Source organism: Pseudomonas fungipugnans, assembly GCF_029955235.1.
In the GTDB taxonomy this organism is placed as follows: Bacteria; Pseudomonadota; Gammaproteobacteria; order Pseudomonadales; family Pseudomonadaceae; genus Aquipseudomonas; species Aquipseudomonas fungipugnans.
Window position 1 is genome coordinate 2838089 of sequence record NZ_JARBWL010000002.1, and the last position, 14902, is coordinate 2852990.

17 protein-coding genes are annotated in these 14902 nt (G+C 59.0%); 11 read left to right on the forward strand and 6 right to left on the reverse strand.

The annotated features are described in order from the left end of the window. Nucleotides 1-364 precede the first annotated feature (364 nt). The 6 genes from POF45_RS28345 to POF45_RS28370 all read left to right on the forward strand — a co-directional run bounded on the left by POF45_RS28345 (nucleotide 365) and on the right by POF45_RS28370 (nucleotide 6935). Complete coding sequence (locus tag POF45_RS28345) at nucleotides 365-1291, forward strand: sugar ABC transporter substrate-binding protein (protein ID WP_259502456.1); 927 nt, start codon at nucleotides 365-367, stop codon at nucleotides 1289-1291. A 70-nt stretch (nucleotides 1292-1361) separates the two neighbouring features. Next, on the forward strand, nucleotides 1362-2927 hold the full coding sequence (locus tag POF45_RS28350) for a sugar ABC transporter ATP-binding protein (RefSeq protein ID WP_259502457.1): 1566 nt from the start codon (nucleotides 1362-1364) through the stop codon (nucleotides 2925-2927). A 57-nt stretch (nucleotides 2928-2984) separates the two neighbouring features. Then, nucleotides 2985-4007 carry an ABC transporter permease gene (locus tag POF45_RS28355; protein ID WP_282317292.1) on the forward strand — a complete coding sequence of 341 codons (1023 nt, stop codon included), beginning with the start codon at nucleotides 2985-2987 and terminating at the stop codon, nucleotides 4005-4007. A 326-nt stretch (nucleotides 4008-4333) separates the two neighbouring features. Continuing rightward, complete coding sequence (locus tag POF45_RS28360) at nucleotides 4334-4738, forward strand: TraR/DksA family transcriptional regulator (protein ID WP_007907888.1); 405 nt, start codon at nucleotides 4334-4336, stop codon at nucleotides 4736-4738. 630 nt (nucleotides 4739-5368) lie between these two features. Further along, nucleotides 5369-6592 carry a methyl-accepting chemotaxis protein gene (locus POF45_RS28365; RefSeq protein WP_431978634.1) on the forward strand — a complete coding sequence of 408 codons (1224 nt, stop codon included), beginning with the start codon at nucleotides 5369-5371 and terminating at the stop codon, nucleotides 6590-6592. A gap of 118 nt (nucleotides 6593-6710) precedes the next feature. Beyond that, nucleotides 6711-6935 (forward strand): hypothetical protein, encoded by a 225-nt coding sequence (locus POF45_RS28370; protein WP_259502460.1) that lies wholly within the window; start codon nucleotides 6711-6713, stop codon nucleotides 6933-6935. A 68-nt stretch (nucleotides 6936-7003) separates the two neighbouring features. On the opposite strand, the gene POF45_RS28375 is transcribed toward POF45_RS28370, so the two are convergent. Beyond that, complete coding sequence (locus tag POF45_RS28375) at nucleotides 7004-7243, reverse strand: DUF2789 domain-containing protein (protein WP_259502461.1); 240 nt, start codon at nucleotides 7241-7243, stop codon at nucleotides 7004-7006. A gap of 333 nt (nucleotides 7244-7576) precedes the next feature. Between POF45_RS28375 and POF45_RS28380 the strand changes: the two genes are divergently transcribed. Next, the gene (locus POF45_RS28380) at nucleotides 7577-8209 is read left to right on the forward strand and encodes a hypothetical protein (RefSeq protein ID WP_282317295.1); all 633 of its coding nucleotides are present in this window, start codon (nucleotides 7577-7579) and stop codon (nucleotides 8207-8209) included. Continuing rightward, nucleotides 8202-8780, forward strand: coding sequence for a hypothetical protein (locus tag POF45_RS28385; protein WP_282317296.1), 579 nt, complete (start codon nucleotides 8202-8204; stop codon nucleotides 8778-8780). Before POF45_RS28380 ends, POF45_RS28385 begins: the two co-directional genes overlap by 8 nt. A gap of 78 nt (nucleotides 8781-8858) precedes the next feature. Here the strand turns inward: POF45_RS28385 and POF45_RS28390 are convergent, their stop codons facing one another. The 3 genes from POF45_RS28390 to POF45_RS28400 all read right to left on the reverse strand — a co-directional run bounded on the left by POF45_RS28390 (nucleotide 8859) and on the right by POF45_RS28400 (nucleotide 9948). After that, on the reverse strand, nucleotides 8859-9248 hold the full coding sequence (locus POF45_RS28390; RefSeq protein ID WP_282317297.1) for a hypothetical protein: 390 nt from the start codon (nucleotides 9246-9248) through the stop codon (nucleotides 8859-8861). Between the two features lie 73 nt (nucleotides 9249-9321). Beyond that, complete coding sequence (locus POF45_RS28395; RefSeq protein WP_259502465.1) at nucleotides 9322-9552, reverse strand: hypothetical protein; 231 nt, start codon at nucleotides 9550-9552, stop codon at nucleotides 9322-9324. 159 nt (nucleotides 9553-9711) lie between these two features. After that, nucleotides 9712-9948, reverse strand: coding sequence for a hypothetical protein (locus POF45_RS28400; RefSeq protein ID WP_259502466.1), 237 nt, complete (start codon nucleotides 9946-9948; stop codon nucleotides 9712-9714). Nucleotides 9949-10365: 417 nt separating this feature from the next. On the opposite strand from POF45_RS28400, the gene POF45_RS28405 reads away from it, so the two are divergent. From POF45_RS28405 to POF45_RS28415, 3 genes are all read left to right on the forward strand, one after another. Then, the gene (locus POF45_RS28405) at nucleotides 10366-10815 is read left to right on the forward strand and encodes a hypothetical protein (protein WP_259503139.1); all 450 of its coding nucleotides are present in this window, start codon (nucleotides 10366-10368) and stop codon (nucleotides 10813-10815) included. After that, nucleotides 10815-11018, forward strand: coding sequence for a hypothetical protein (locus tag POF45_RS28410; protein WP_282317298.1), 204 nt, complete (start codon nucleotides 10815-10817; stop codon nucleotides 11016-11018). The genes POF45_RS28405 and POF45_RS28410 overlap by 1 nt, the downstream gene beginning before the upstream one ends. Before the next feature lie 129 nt (nucleotides 11019-11147). Next, on the forward strand, nucleotides 11148-12176 hold the full coding sequence (locus POF45_RS28415; RefSeq protein WP_282317299.1) for an ABC transporter substrate-binding protein: 1029 nt from the start codon (nucleotides 11148-11150) through the stop codon (nucleotides 12174-12176). A 73-nt stretch (nucleotides 12177-12249) separates the two neighbouring features. Here the strand turns inward: POF45_RS28415 and POF45_RS28420 are convergent, their stop codons facing one another. Together POF45_RS28420 and POF45_RS28425 are read right to left on the reverse strand one after the other, a co-directional pair. After that, the gene (locus tag POF45_RS28420; RefSeq protein ID WP_282317300.1) at nucleotides 12250-14382 is read right to left on the reverse strand and encodes a TonB-dependent receptor; all 2133 of its coding nucleotides are present in this window, start codon (nucleotides 14380-14382) and stop codon (nucleotides 12250-12252) included. Nucleotides 14383-14472: 90 nt separating this feature from the next. Further along, entirely contained in the window at nucleotides 14473-14859 is a 387-nt protein-coding gene (locus tag POF45_RS28425) for a DUF2946 domain-containing protein (protein ID WP_282317301.1), read from the reverse strand. Between the last annotated feature and the right edge of the window lie 43 nt (nucleotides 14860-14902).

Sequence of the window (14902 nt, forward strand, 5' to 3'; positions counted from 1 at the left end):
TCTAAAATGAGTTGATATAGAAATTATTTTCCAATAAAGTCATTTTCAGGTTGCCGACTATCAAACGTCCGCTCTTGCTCAAGCCCGTCTTGAACACGCGCAGGACGAACCAAAAACAAGAAACAAAGTCAGGTGTCGTCGATGAAAACCATTCACTCAGCTCTGCCTGTTCCACGTCTTGTGCACCGCTTCATTCGCGATCTGCCTCGCGCCTCATTCCTTTTGCTTACCCGCTTGCTCTGTGTTGAACGCAACGGTGCCCTGGTCTGCTGTATTCCCGGTGCGCCGATTGTGCGCTTGCCTGTTCACTGAAATCGTCCCGCCTTATCCATAAAACCAACAAGAATGTGGAGAAAGACTTTTCATGAAGACCAAGATCCGTTTTGCCTCACTTGCCTTGTCCCTGATGTTCGCCAGCGGCGCGGCACTCGCCGACATGAAGATCGGCGTCAGCATGTCGCAGTTCGACGACACCTGGCTGACCTACCTGCGTGAATCCATGGACCAGAAAGCCAAGTCCTATCCCGATGGCGTCAAGCTGCAGTTCGAAGACGCCCGCAGCGATGTGGTCAAGCAGCTGAGCCAGGTTGAGAATTTCATCAGCCAGAAGGTCGATGCCATCGTGGTCAATCCGGTGGACACGGCCGCTACCCAGAAAATCACTCAGGCGGCGGTCAAGGCCGGCATTCCGCTGGTCTACGTCAACCGCCGTCCCGATGACCTGAACCTGCCCAAGGGTGTGGTCACCGTGGCCTCCAATGACGAGGAGGCCGGCAAAATGCAGATGCAGTACCTGGCCGACAAGATGGGCGGCAAGGGCGATATCGTGATTCTGCTCGGCGACCTGGCCAACAACTCCACCACCAACCGCACCAAGGGCGTCAAAGAGGTGCTGAGCCAGTACCCGAACATCAAGATCGAGCAAGAGCAGACCGGCATCTGGTTGCGGGATAAAGGCATGACGCTGGTCAACGACTGGCTGACCCAGGGTCGCAAGTTCGATGCGGTCGTGGCCAACAATGACGAAATGGCGATTGGTGCCGCGATGGCCCTGCAACAGGCCGGTGTGGACAAGGGCAGTGTGTTGATCGCCGGTGTCGACGGCACGCCTGACGGCTTGAACGCGATCAAGAAAGGCAACATGACGGTCTCGGTGTTCCAGGACGCCAAGGGCCAGGCTGATGGCTCTATCGACACGGCGGTGAAAATGGCGAAGAACCAACCGGTGGAACAGAACGTCTGGGTGCCGTACCGCCTGATCACGCCGCAAAACGTCGACACGTTCAAATAGCCCGTCCGTTCAATAACAACAATAAGCACGCAAGGTTGCACCTGCGACCTTGCTGATGGAGTACCTGATCATGTTCGCTTCAGCGACTGCTTCTAGCACCCCGTTGGTGGGTATCCAGCCAACCGCTACACCTGGCGATGAGCCGTACTTGCTGGAGATCGTCAACGTCAGCAAGGGCTTTCCCGGTGTGGTGGCCTTGTCCGATGTACAGCTGCGCGTGCGCCCCGGTTCCGTACTGGCCCTGATGGGCGAGAACGGCGCGGGCAAATCCACCCTGATGAAAATCATCGCCGGCATCTACCAGCCGGACGCCGGCGAACTGCGCCTGCGAGGCAAGAAAGTCACCTTCGACACGCCGCTGGCGGCCTTGCAGGCCGGTATCGCGATGATTCACCAGGAACTCAACCTGATGCCGCACATGAGCATCGCCGAGAACATCTGGATCGGCCGCGAACAGCTCAACGGCCTGCACATGATCGACCACCGGCAAATGCACCGCTGCACCGCCCAACTGCTGGAGCGTCTGCGGATCAACCTTGATCCGGAGGAGCTGGTGGGCAACCTGAGCATCGCCGAACGGCAGATGGTCGAGATCGCCAAGGCGGTGTCCTACGACTCCGACATCCTGATCATGGACGAACCGACCTCAGCGATTACCGACAAAGAAGTCGCCCACCTGTTTTCGATCATTGCCGACCTCAAGAGTCAGGGCAAAGGCATCATCTACATCACCCACAAAATGAACGAAGTGTTTGCCATCGCCGATGAAGTGGCGGTGTTCCGCGACGGCGCCTACATCGGCTTGCAACGGGCCGACAGCATGGACGGCGACAGTCTGATTTCGATGATGGTGGGGCGTGAACTGAGCCAGTTGTTCCCGGTGCGCGAAAAGCCGATCGGTGATTTGTTGCTGTCGGTGCGCGACCTGAAACTGGACGGTATTTTCAAAGGCGTGTCGTTCGACCTGCATGCCGGTGAGATTCTCGGGATTGCCGGGCTGATGGGCTCGGGGCGGACCAACGTCGCCGAAGCGATTTTCGGCATCACCCCCAGCGACGGCGGCGAGATTCGTCTCGACGGCCAGGTGGTGCGCATCAGCGATCCGCACATGGCCATTGAAAAGGGCTTCGCCCTGCTGACCGAGGATCGCAAGCTCAGCGGCCTGTTCCCGTGCCTGTCGGTGCTGGAGAACATGGAGATGGCCGTGCTGCCGCATTACGCCGGTCACGGTTTCATCCAGCAGAAAGCCCTGCGGGTGCTGTGTGAAGACATGTGCAAGAAGCTGCGGGTGAAAACCCCGTCGCTGGAGCAGTGCATCGACACCCTGTCCGGCGGCAATCAACAGAAAGCCCTGCTGGCGCGCTGGCTGATGACCAATCCGCGCATCCTGATCCTCGACGAACCGACCCGTGGCATCGACGTCGGCGCCAAGGCCGAGATCTACCGGCTCATTTCCTACCTGGCCAGCGAAGGCATGGCGGTGATCATGATTTCCTCGGAACTGCCGGAAGTGCTGGGCATGAGCGACCGGGTGATGGTCATGCACGAGGGCGACCTGATGGGCACCCTCGACCGCAGTGAAGCGACCCAGGAACGGGTGATGCAACTGGCCTCGGGCATGTCCGCGGTTCACTAATTGATGTCGGCGGTGGCTGCGGCCCTCGCCAGTGACGCAACAGAAGGGTGAGTGGTTATGAACGCGATACTGGAAAACAAGCCGGCAACGGCACCGGTCAAGCATCGTCGGCGCTTTCCGACCGAGTTGAGTATTTTCCTGGTGCTGATCGGCATCGGTCTGGTCTTTGAAGTGTTTGGCTGGATCGTCCGCGACCAGAGCTTCCTGATGAACTCCCAGCGTCTGGTGCTGATGATTTTGCAGGTGTCGATCATCGGCCTGCTGGCCATCGGCGTGACCCAGGTGATCATCACCACCGGCATCGACCTGTCGTCCGGTTCGGTGCTGGCGTTGTCGGCGATGATTGCCGCCAGCCTGGCGCAGACCTCGGACTTCGCTCGGGCGGTGTTTCCGTCGCTGACCGATTTGCCGGTGTGGATTCCGGTGATTGCCGGGCTTGGGATCGGGCTGCTGGCGGGGGCGATCAACGGCAGCATTATCGCGGTCACCGGCATCCCGCCGTTCATTGCCACCCTCGGCATGATGGTCTCGGCCCGTGGCCTGGCGCGCTATTACACCGAAGGCCAGCCAGTGAGCATGCTTTCCGATTCCTACACCGCCATCGGCCATGGCGCGATGCCGGTGGTGATTTTCCTGGTGGTGGCGGTGATTTTCCACATCGCCCTGCGCTACACCAAATACGGCAAGTACACCTATGCCATTGGCGGCAACATGCAGGCGGCGCGTACTTCGGGGATCAACGTCAAACGCCATCTGGTGATCGTCTACAGCATCGCCGGGTTGCTCGCAGGGCTGGCTGGGGTGGTGGCTTCGGCCCGTGCCGCGACCGGGCAGGCGGGGATGGGCATGTCCTATGAGCTGGACGCGATTGCCGCAGCGGTCATCGGCGGCACCAGCCTGGCAGGCGGAGTGGGGCGGATTACCGGAACAGTGATTGGCGCACTGATTCTCGGGGTGATGGCCAGCGGTTTCACCTTTGTCGGGGTCGATGCCTACATTCAGGACATCATCAAAGGGCTGATCATTGTAGTGGCGGTGGTCATCGACCAGTACCGCAACAAGCGCAAACTCAAGCGCTGAACCCGCTCGAAACCGTCGAATGCGCCACGCCTGATCTGCGTGGCGCAGCCGTTTGTCTTCTATATAAAGCCGCTGGATGGAATTCTTTGCTATAAACGCACTCCGATGACCGCCCCAAAGGCTGCCATGAAGCACTTTGCAGGCGTTGTCGGACAAATTCGCTGTCTTTTCAGTTGCTGAGGCCTCAAGTCGGCCTTAGACTGCCGCCCCTCGTAAATTGAGTGCCGGGTGGCGCTTGGAATAAATGGCGCCTTGCGACGGACGACCGAGGTCCGCCGGAACGCTCCCTAATTCGCCTTAATGCACGTTTTTTTATAGAGATATCAATGACAAAGGACAAGTTGCTGGCCATGCCGGCGGATGACTACATGAATGCCGAGCAACATGCTTTTTTCTCCGAGCTGTTGCAGAACATGAAAGTCGAAACCCACGAGCGCATCGAGCAGAACCGCATCGCCATCGAAAGCCTGGACACCCCGGCCGATCCGGCGGACGCGGCTTCTGTTGAAGAAGAGCGCACCTGGCTGGTCAACGCGATCGATCGCGACCAGCGCATGCTGCCTCAGCTGGAACAGGCTCTGGAACGCATCAAGGAAGACAGCTTTGGCTGGTGCGACGACAGTGGCGAGGCCATTGGCCTCAAGCGCCTGCTGATCAGCCCGACCACCAAGTACTGCATCGAAGCTCAAGAGCGTCACGAGCAGATCGACAAGCACCAGCGTCAGGCCTGATTCCGCGAGGCGCCCCACTGGATGTGGGTGCCTTGAAAAGATCGCAGCCTGCGCCAGCTCCTACACCGATCCCGTAGGAGCTGGCGCAGGCTGCGATCTTTGTTTTCTGCCGTCCGCGATTCCCCGGCACTTCCATTGACCTGCTTCATTGACCTGCTTCAACGTTCACGACCAACGGACCATGGATAATGGCGTTGTAGTGGCGTTTAATGCAGCCACAACAATGAGAAGTTGCATGGGATGACGAAGATGACAAGAGACGGATCTCTGGTCGGGCCAGTGCCTGCACCAGTGCTTATGCCGAAGAACATGTGGCTGACGCCGACCCTGCAAAGCATCGCCCTGATGCTCCTGCTCTGCGCCATGGCCGTGTGGGGCTGGTCGCTTTACCTTGGCCTGCCGCTGGCGGTACTGATTGTCTGGCTGCCGCGCCTGCGCTCCAGAGCACTTCCCGACACAACACCTGAGATTAACGGCAACGCCATTGCCGAGCTGACCCGCGATCTTTCCTACACCACCAGTCATAACGCACTGTCCGCCGCAGGCGTGGCGTTTGCCGTCAAGCAACTGGCCGAGAAGCTGCAATCGCAACTCGATGCTGCCAATCGCATTGTCAGTAATGCCGAAGTGATGATCACCACCGAGCGCGTCACGTCGAACCTCAGTCGCGAGGCCCTGAGTGCTGCCAGCGAAGCGCATCAAAGCAGCGCGGCGGGGCGTACCGAACTGGTCGAATCCATTACACGCATGCACCAGCTCAGCCAGCGCGCCAGTGCCAGTCGCCAATTGATCGAAGCCCTGAGCCTGCGCAGTGATGATATCCAGCGCGTGACGCTGGTGATCCAGTCCATCGCCAGCCAGACCAATCTGCTCGCGCTCAACGCCGCCATCGAAGCGGCCAGGGCAGGGGAATATGGGCGCGGTTTCGCGGTGGTGGCGGATGAAGTGCGGGGTCTGGCGGCCCGCACGGCGTCGGCCACCGGTGAGGTCGGCGAGATGGTCACCGATATCCAGCAACATACGGCGCAAGTGGTCGAGCAGATCCGCCAACTGTCCAGTGACCTGGACATCGGTGTGCGGCAGGTGGAACACACCGGCCAGCATCTGGACAACATCGCCCGGTTGGCGGCGGGCGTGGAAAACCAGGTCGGCGAAATCGCCCGGGGCGCGGACACCAATCGCGAGCAACTTGACGGCCTGTTCCACGCCATCGAACAGATGCGCAGCGATCTGGCGATCAGCGATCAACAGACCCAGCGCCTGGCCCAGACCGCCGTGCAGATGGAAGGCCAGGCCGAAACCATCAGCGAACGTCTGGCGCAAGTTGGCCTGGATGAGTATCACCAGCGGATTTACGACCTGGCCCGCGAAGGCGCGAGTCAGATAACGGCGCGCTTTGAAGCGGATATCGATCAGGGCCGAGTCAGCCTCGACGATCTGTTTGACCGTCATTACCAGGCGATACCCAATACCAGCCCGGCCAAATTCCAGACCCGCTTCGACCGCTACACCGATCAGGTCCTGCCGGCGATTCAGGAACCATTGCTGCAGCGTCATGAGGGGCTGGTATTCGCCATCGCCTGCACCCAGCAGGGTTATGTGCCAACGCATAACAACGCATTCAGCCAGCCGCTGACCGGCGATGTGCAGGTCGATACCGTGCACAGCCGCACCAAGCGCAAATTCGCCGACCGCACCGGCATCCGCTGTGGCAGCCACCAGCAACCGGTACTGTTGCAAACCTACACCCGCGATACCGGCGAATTGATGCACGACTTGTCGGTGCCGATCATGCTCAAGGGCCGGCATTGGGGTGGTTTACGCCTGGGTTACAAGCCGCAGGGGCCGCGTTGAGCCTCTGATTGTTACGTGTTGTGCAACAAAGCTGTGCACAGCGCTCGCTGTTTCCTCTCGAATCAACTCATTACTATGCCTAGATAGTTAGGCAGCTAATGAAGTTGGAGAGGTGAGCATGCAAGGCAAAGTCGATGTTGCGGTGATGATTGGCAGCGGCGTGCCCGCCAGTTTGCGGGTGATGGGGCGCAGTGTCTGCTGGGTAGTGCTGCTCAATGGCGAACGCCGGGGGACGGCGTTCGCCAGTCGTGATGAAGCCGAAGAATGCAGGGCTGCCTGGCTGGCGCAACTGAGTGTGCAAGAAACAGCGCAACCTTTGTGGGAGCGAGCTTGCTGGCGATAGCGCTCGGTCTGACAAGCGTTGATGTGAATGTCATGGCGCCTTCGCCAGCAGGCTCGCTCCCACAGTGGTCAATGAGCCTGGTGCATGCGCAGGTTCAACTCATCGACCACTCGCGCCCAGTCGGCATCTTCGCGCAGTTGTTCTTTCAGGAACGCAGACTGTTGCGGGGTCCAGAAATCGGCGTCGATCAGTTTCTTGTCGTCAGCCAGCGGGGAATGGCTGGCGATGAAATCGTCGATGGCTTTGTCGCTGGAGTCCAGGCCGAGCTGGTCGAACAGGCCTTTCAAATCGTGGGTGGGCGAATCCATCTTCATCTCCTTGCTGGTTGAGTCGCGGCAACTGCGCACGCGTCAGTGCAGTGTCATTGCATCTGAGAGGGCCGCGCGCCAAGAGTTCGATATGGGTTGGAGTGCGTTGCGGAATCGCGATAAATGATGGCAAAGGGCTATTGCCTATCGGCGCTCTGCGGATTACGATGCCGCCGCGTTTCTGGCGTCATCAAGCCGCCGCTCAAAGAGTCACTACACGGATGTCATCGATGTTCACTGCGCAGGTGCCCGGCCTGATGCTGATCCTCCCGTCCCTTGTGCGATTTCTTCGAGCCGACGCTCCCCCGATCCCGCATCAAAAGGATGTAAGCAGTGAAGCGTCTTGTTTATCTGGCTGTCATCGCCCTCGGCCTGTCGCTGACCGGTTGTGTATCGTTTACGCCGATCGGCCCCATCGGCGACCCTCTGAGTAGCGCTCCCACTACACTCCAGCGCAGTGCCGAGATCAGTGACGTGGTGATTTCCGCGCCGAATCTGGACAGCAATGTGCGCAGCAATGGCAGCAAGCAGTTGACCGAACAGATCAGCCGCTATGTCGATAAAAGCGACTATTTCAAGCGCACCGTGGTGTTCCCGGCGAAGGCCGGCGATGACGACGTGGTGCTCAAGTTCAACCTGACCTCGCTGGCCGGCAAACGCACCATGCACCCGGCTTACCTGCCAGGCGCCTTGCTGACGCTGACCATTTGGATCTGGGTTGACGGACCGATCTACATCGACAAGTACGATCTGGCCGGTGAGCTGATCATCGAAGACCGCCAGGGCAAACAACTGGCCCGTTCGGTCGAACAGGTCAAGCTCGACAAGAATGTCGGCATGTGGAACTCCGATTACCTCAACACCCGTCTTGGCTCGACCCAATTGCGCGACCTGGTTGCGCAACTGCTGGCCAGCGCCACCCCACAATTGCGTACTCCGTCAAAGGAACTGGCTGCTCATGAATAAATACCTTGTTGTGTTGCTGATGCTGTTCAGCAGCACCCTGACCGGCTGCATTTCCTACTCCCGGCACGATTTGCCACCGGTGGATCAGTGGCCACCGGCCCAGGCCCGTCAGGACAAGCCCAGCGCCTATCTGCACGTGAGCACCCTGTATCAGTTCAACGGTGAGTTGTCGGGCGGGCCTGGCAATACCGATGCGATACAAAAAAGCATGCTGGAAACGTTCAAGGAGTCCGGGCAGTTCAAAAATGTGACCACCGACAAGGTGGACTCCAGCCTTTACGTCACCAGCACCCTGACCAACAACGAACAGGGCAGCGTGGTCAGTGCGTGGCTGACCGGCTTTACCTTGTTTGTGATTCCGACCACGTTCAGCAACACTTTCACCCTGGAAACCGTGTTCAAGGACCATGATGGCAATGTGTTGGGCAAGATCGTCAAGAAAGAGAACACCCGCACCTGGATGCAGATCCTGCTGGTGGTTGGCGCGCCGTTCAGTGAGCGCGGCGACGGGCTGCTCAAGCACCTGACCCAGAGCACGCTGGATGAAGCGGTGAAGCGTAAGTTGATCTGACAGAATTTACCGTGCCATTGACGCGGTCCTTGTAGGCGCAGGTGCAGATTCGGTGACAGGTTCTGGCCGGATATTGCATCACGCCGACGTATCAACCATCCCCATCACACTGTTCTCGGCCAGAAACAGCGCGCTGCTGGCCATCGTCAATGCACTGCTGGCGGCCAGCACTTGCGCCCTGGCCGAGGCGATGGCGATGGCGCGCCCGGCTTCAGAGCGGGCGCGAGCATTCTTGACCTGCCCCAGGCGGGCATTGGCTCGCCGCAACTTCTGCTGAAGTTGCTGGATCTGCTGTTTCAATTGTTTGATGCGTTTCGCGCGGCTTTTCGCGACGCTGTCGGGTGGCTGCGCGCTCGCCAATCCGAAACCGGTATTCAGAGTGGTCGAGTCGTCATCGGTTGGTTGCGGGCTGTAACGTACGCTTTGCGGAGCCGGTGCCAGGGAGGCAGGTGGGTTCAAGTCGATCATCATGATGCTCTTAAACGGATTCTCACCTTTGTATCGGTCGCACTGGCTGTTCCTTGAAGGGGGCGAGTTTTGCTCAGGCTTTCAAGGCCCCGTCGTCCACGGCCAGCTTCAGGGCTTTGGCGGCTTCCTGGGCGGCGACTGTTGCCACGTCCGCGGTTTTGAACCAGCGGTCCTTTTCCACCTGGTGATAGGTTACGGTGGTCAGGGGCGGCTTGGCGCGCATCACGATGACAGCCTGGAATTCGCCTTCGACTTCTCTGGCTTCGCCGCGGATAAAAAATTCGCCAATATCAAATTCCGTCACGTAGCAGCCTTCCCTTGGTAATGGTTGGTTGTGGTGAAACCCGTCCCCCAGGGGACGGGTTTCATGGGGGCGGGCAGTATGGCAGTAGTTGCAGGCCGGCGGCTGAGATAAGTCGTCGGTGTGACGAAACGCACCTGTGGACGCGTGAGGTACAACGTGTCAGGCGCGTACCTCCAGTGAGCGAGCCAGCGCGCAGGCTTCGTTGTGGCTGCTGCGGAAACCTCTTACACGACCAGTAGACGTTTCCTTGACATGAAAGAAGGCAATGCCCGCCAGCACGACCCGGTAACGCGGCACGCAGAGTGCCTCACGGCTCATCACGTGGCGTTGAAACAGCGGCAAGGGGCGGTGGGCGCAAGGGTTGGGGTGGGACGCAAAGTGGGTCAGTGTGCACATAAGAAGTCCTTTTCATGGGTTTACCGACGTGCGTACGTCGTTTTGAGTAGTCTCTATGAGCATCGCTGCTCTAGAATCACCAACACGGGTTGGCGATTGCTCCCATCTAAAGCAATTTTTTGCGGGCAATATGTCGGAAAAGTGCTTTTCTTACGGCGGTTTTTCCCTAAAGTTAGTAGTCCGTCTTTTCTGGCCACCAGAAGGGCGTTTTCCTTCAACGTCTGACGACGTTCAGGAGGGACGGCGCGAGTGACAATCCAGTAATCTCACTCACCTCGCGCTTTGCTCAGTTCAGGTTTTCGACCCGGCTTATTCGGCAACGCCTTCGCCATGGCCGTTTTTTTGCTGTGCGTTTTTAGTGCGTGCAGCGTCATTTTCAGATGTGGGGATGTTTCCTTGGCAGTCAGTAATCTTGATATGCATGCGTTGTTTGTATTGGGTGATTTGCGTGCAAAGTTGGTTAAACAGTTTCAATCCCGTTTTGTCTATGTCACTGAACAGAACGCGGAAGGCATCTACATTGCCGAAATCGATACCGAAACGGCGTTGGTGGTGGATGACAAACCCGGCCTGAAACTCAAGGTCGGCGATCATTTCAGCGCCTCCGTACTGCCTAGCCGCGAAGGCGGCAAACTGGACATCAAGTTTCGTGACATCAAACTGACGGTTTATGGCCTGGGTGATTACGCCTTTGTCACAACCGCCGACGGTCACGCGATTGTGTTCAAGGAAGGCCATAGCGTGGTGACGGTGTTCGCTGCCCACCAGCAGTTGCAGGAAGGCCTGACCAAGACCCTCAAAGCCGTGACCGCCAAGGCGGCCAAGTGGCGCAAGGGCGAACTGGTGACGTTCAAGGCCAGCGAGTAATGACCCTGAGCCGCGCCGACTTTCATGAACAGCACCTTGCCAGCGCCCAAGCCGAGGCCCGGCGGTTGTTTGCGCAAAAGGCTGTTTTGCAGGGCGCCTGGCTGACCTGGGTGGCTTCGCAGCTCTACACGTTACAACCGGCGGAATACGCCAGCATGGTGCGAAGGGCGTTGCAGTGCTTGCAGCAACTTCCTGAAAAGTAATCCCTGCCCCTCGAAACTCCTCGAAAACAGGAACCTCTACTACAGTCAGTTGACTGAGTATTCAGAGGCTTGCGGTCTGTTCTGTCAGGCCATCCTGCTATTGCTGTGAACAGCACGAGGTGCAAAGGCATGAAAGGATTTCGACGGTTGCTGGCCGCTACCCTGGCCACGTTCGGTGTGTTGGCAACACCGGTGGCGGTTTTTGCGGCCCAGGTGCCAGCCCAGGCGCCGATACATTTCGCCGACCTGAACTGGGAAAGCGGCAGTCTGATCACCGATATCCTGCGGATCATCGTCGAGAAGGGGTACGGGTTGCCGACCGACACCTTGCCCGGCACCACCATCACCCTGGAGACCGCGCTGGCCAACAATGACATTCAGGTTATTGGCGAGGAATGGGCAGGGCGCAGTCCGGTATGGGTCAAGGCGGAAGCCGAAGGCAAGGTCGTCAGTCTGGGCGATACAGTCAAAGGTGCCACCGAGGGCTGGTGGGTGCCCGAATACGTGATCAAGGGCGATCCGGCCAAGGGCATCAAGCCACTGGCGCCGGACCTGCACAGTGTCAGCGACCTGCCGCGTTACAAGGACGTGTTCAGTGATCCGGAAAGCCCGGGCAAGGGGCGTTTCCTCAACAGCCCCATAGGCTGGACGTCTGAAGTGGTCAACAAGCAGAAACTGACGGCCTATGGCTTGAACGACAGTTTTGTGAATTTTCGCAGCGGCTCGGGTGCGGCGCTGGATGCGGAGATCAGTTCATCGATCCGTCGCGGCAAGCCGATCCTGTTCTATTACTGGTCACCCACACCATTGCTCGGTCGCTTCAAGCTGGTTCAACTGCAAGAGCCGCCATTTGATGCCGAGGCCTGGAAAACCCTGACCGATGCCGACAACCCCAATCCGAAACCGACCCGCTCGCTGGCGTCCAAGCTGTCGATTGGCGTGTCTGCGCCGTTTCAGAAGCAGTATCCGCAAATCGCCGATTTCTTCAGCAAGGTTGAGTTGCCGATCGGGCCGCTGAACAAGGCCCTGGCTGACATGAGCGAAAAACACACGGCACCACGCGAGGCCGCCGAGGCCTTCATGAAAGCGCATCCGGATGTGTGGCAGGCGTGGGTGGCGAAGGACGTGGCGGATAAGGTGTCTGCCAGTCTTCGGTAAACGTGGGGAGCCTGGTATTCCCTGTGGCGAGCAAGCTTGCTCGGCACAGGGCAGGTGTCAGCCAGTCGATGTTTTAAAACTTCGTCTGCACCGCCAGCTCAAACGTACGCGGCGTACCCAGGTAGTAAGCCGGCGATACATGGGCAAACTCGGCATACACCTCGTTGGTCAGGTTGCGCACCCGGCCAGTGACCGTGGTGTGCTGATCCACCTTATAGCTGAGAAACGAACCGAAGAGGGTGTATGACGGCACGGTCATGGTGTTGGCGCTGTCGGCATACACCGACGCCACGTAGCGCGCATCAACCCCGCCTTGCCACTGCGGTGCGAAATCATAGGTGAGCCACAGATTACCGACCCGGTCCGGCACGTTGGTGGGCGTGTTGCCCTTGCGCGATACCACTGCGCCTGCGGCATTTTTCTCGGTGAAATCGTCGTACTGCGCATCGACCCAGGCAACGTTGCCTTCGGCCAACAGTTTCTCGGTGATGCGCAACGACGTCGCCAGTTCGATGCCTTTTGACGTTTGCTGACCCACGGGAATGCTTTGGGTGGGGTCCAGTGGATCGGTCACCGCAAAATCCTTGCGCTCGATCCGGTACGCCGCCACCGTCGCTGAACCACGGCCATCAAGGTAGTTGAACTTGCTGCCGACCTCCCATTGCTTGCCGGTGGACACGTCGAAGTCTTGAGTACCGTTGGGCTGTTCGGCGGCCGTGCTGTACTGCACGTAGACGTTGGCATCAGGAATGATCTGGTAGGTCAGGCCCACCCGGCCGGTCACTGGCTCCCAGCTGCGTTTGAGGTGGCGCGGATTATCCGCGGTGATGGTGCGATGGTTGGTCACGTCCAGGTCGATGTCGTCATAGCGCAAGCCAGTGAGCAGCGCCAGTTTGTCGGTCAGGGCCAGACGGTTTTCTGCGAACAGTGCCTTGGTGGTCACTGAGTTGGTCTTGTCGCTGATGTAGCCTGGTTTTGTGCCGGGGATGTCGTAGAAGTCGCCCGGCTGATAGTGGTTCGGGTCGACGCTGCTGGTGCCTTTGACGTTCAGCGGTGAGTTGGTGGTCTGGTTGACCTTGTACTCGAAACCGCCCGACCAGGTGGTGTCGAGACCGAACAGGGTGTTGTCGTGACGCAGTTCGAACTGGTTGCCGTCCTGCTCGCCCTGGTGCCGTACCTGATACGCGGTGGAGCGGTTCACTGCGCTGTTGTCGGCGTTGTACTGATAGGTTTCGAGGTTGCGGTAATCGCGCTGACTGTCGAGGTGATACAGCGTATTGCGCAACGTGGTGCTGTCGTTGATTCGGTAATCGATGATCGAGCGCAGCCAGATCGTGCGCTGCTCATAGCGCCCGTCGGCGACGTTGTAATTGTTGAAGCGATTGTGCCGGTCGATCTTCAGTTCACCGGCCTTGGGGTTGAGCACGGGCGTGCCCCAGTACGGACTGTCCTCGTGTTCATCCTGATATTCGAGGGCCAGGGTGTGGGAAAGATTGGGCGTCAAATCGCTGAGCAATGAGAACGCCACGCTCCAGGCATCGCGTTCCTGGCGGTCAATGTAGCCGTTGCTGGTGTTGTGGCTCACGTCCAGTCGCGCATAGTGCTGCACATCGGCGCCGGCTTCGCTCAGGGCGTGGTTGAGGCCGAACGCGGTTTCGGTGGTGTCGTAGCTGCCATAGCTGACGCGACCCTCGGCAGCCTGCTCTTCGCGGGTGGCCAGTTTTGTTACGTAGTTCAATGAGCCGCCCACCGAGCCTGCACCGTTGATCAGCGATGACGGGCCGCCCACCAGTTCCACCCGGTCATAAATCCACGCATCTACCGGCCTCGCGAGGCCGCCGGAGACATTGATACCGTTAAACATCTGGGTGATCTGGCTGCTGGTGAAGCCGCGATAGGAGATGAATCCACCGAAGCCCGGTGGGGCGCTGGCATTCACCCCTGGCAAGGTATTGGCGGCATCCTGGAAGTTTTGCGCACCATGACGTTCGATATCGCTGCGGTTGGCCACGGCCACCGAGGCTGGCGTTTCCCGCATGCTCAAGCCCAGGCGCGAGGCCATGCCGCTGGATTGGTCCAGGCTCAGGCCGGGCTCGCTGACAGATTCGCCGTCGATGGTGATTGGCGCGAGCTCGACGCCGGATTGCGCCCAGGCGTTAAAAGACAGGCAGCCGCAAAGGCTCGCCAGCAAAGGAATACGTTTCATCGTTGTTGAATCCTGAATACTTGACTAGGAAACAGCGCACAGGCGAACGCCGCGCGTTGGCGCAGTGAGCTGGTCGATAGCGGCACAAATTCAGGCGAACGGCGGGGCGCGAGGGTTGGCGGTCGGCCAGGTATAACGGGCAGGGAGGTCGATATCGGCAACGACGGCCACGGGCGGGCTGTGTTGCTCGGGAAGAATGACCAGGGTCAGGCTGGAATTGAACGCCGGCCCCATGCCGCCTGTGGAGCACAGCGGGCAGCCGAAGGCCTTGGACAGGGTCGGCAGCTTTTCTTCGGAGGTGTTGGCGGCGGCGGGCGCCTGGGTGGTCGGGTCTAGCGTACAGAACTGGCCGCCGATACCGTTAAGTTGCTGGCCGACCATTTGCCCGTGACCGATGCTGCAGGCGAACACATTGAACAGGACGCAGCAGTAGAGCATCCAGGCAATGAGCGTGCGATCGGTTCGGGCGAATTTCATGGAGCGGCACTTTATCACCGTCGATACAATTTGCCCTTACAAA

What these genes read in the sequence shown, in the direction of transcription:
- POF45_RS28345 (WP_259502456.1), top strand. Translation starts at nt 365, where the DNA reads ATGAAGACCAAGATCCGTTTTGCCTCACTTGCCTTGTCCCTGATGTTC.
- POF45_RS28350 (WP_259502457.1), top strand. Translation starts at nt 1,362, where the DNA reads ATGTTCGCTTCAGCGACTGCTTCTAGCACCCCGTTGGTGGGTATCCAG.
- POF45_RS28355 (WP_282317292.1), top strand. Translation starts at nt 2,985, where the DNA reads ATGAACGCGATACTGGAAAACAAGCCGGCAACGGCACCGGTCAAGCAT.
- POF45_RS28360 (WP_007907888.1), top strand. Translation starts at nt 4,334, where the DNA reads ATGACAAAGGACAAGTTGCTGGCCATGCCGGCGGATGACTACATGAAT.
- POF45_RS28365 (WP_431978634.1), top strand. Translation starts at nt 5,369, where the DNA reads ATGATCACCACCGAGCGCGTCACGTCGAACCTCAGTCGCGAGGCCCTG.
- POF45_RS28370 (WP_259502460.1), top strand. Translation starts at nt 6,711, where the DNA reads ATGCAAGGCAAAGTCGATGTTGCGGTGATGATTGGCAGCGGCGTGCCC.
- POF45_RS28375 (WP_259502461.1), bottom strand. Translation starts at nt 7,243, where the DNA reads ATGGATTCGCCCACCCACGATTTGAAAGGCCTGTTCGACCAGCTCGGC.
- POF45_RS28385 (WP_282317296.1), top strand. Translation starts at nt 8,202, where the DNA reads ATGAATAAATACCTTGTTGTGTTGCTGATGCTGTTCAGCAGCACCCTG.
- POF45_RS28390 (WP_282317297.1), bottom strand. Translation starts at nt 9,248, where the DNA reads ATGATCGACTTGAACCCACCTGCCTCCCTGGCACCGGCTCCGCAAAGC.
- POF45_RS28400 (WP_259502466.1), bottom strand. Translation starts at nt 9,948, where the DNA reads ATGTGCACACTGACCCACTTTGCGTCCCACCCCAACCCTTGCGCCCAC.
- POF45_RS28405 (WP_259503139.1), top strand. Translation starts at nt 10,366, where the DNA reads ATGCATGCGTTGTTTGTATTGGGTGATTTGCGTGCAAAGTTGGTTAAA.
- POF45_RS28410 (WP_282317298.1), top strand. Translation starts at nt 10,815, where the DNA reads ATGACCCTGAGCCGCGCCGACTTTCATGAACAGCACCTTGCCAGCGCC.
- POF45_RS28415 (WP_282317299.1), top strand. Translation starts at nt 11,148, where the DNA reads ATGAAAGGATTTCGACGGTTGCTGGCCGCTACCCTGGCCACGTTCGGT.
- POF45_RS28420 (WP_282317300.1), bottom strand. Translation starts at nt 14,382, where the DNA reads ATGAAACGTATTCCTTTGCTGGCGAGCCTTTGCGGCTGCCTGTCTTTT.
- POF45_RS28425 (WP_282317301.1), bottom strand. Translation starts at nt 14,859, where the DNA reads ATGAAATTCGCCCGAACCGATCGCACGCTCATTGCCTGGATGCTCTAC.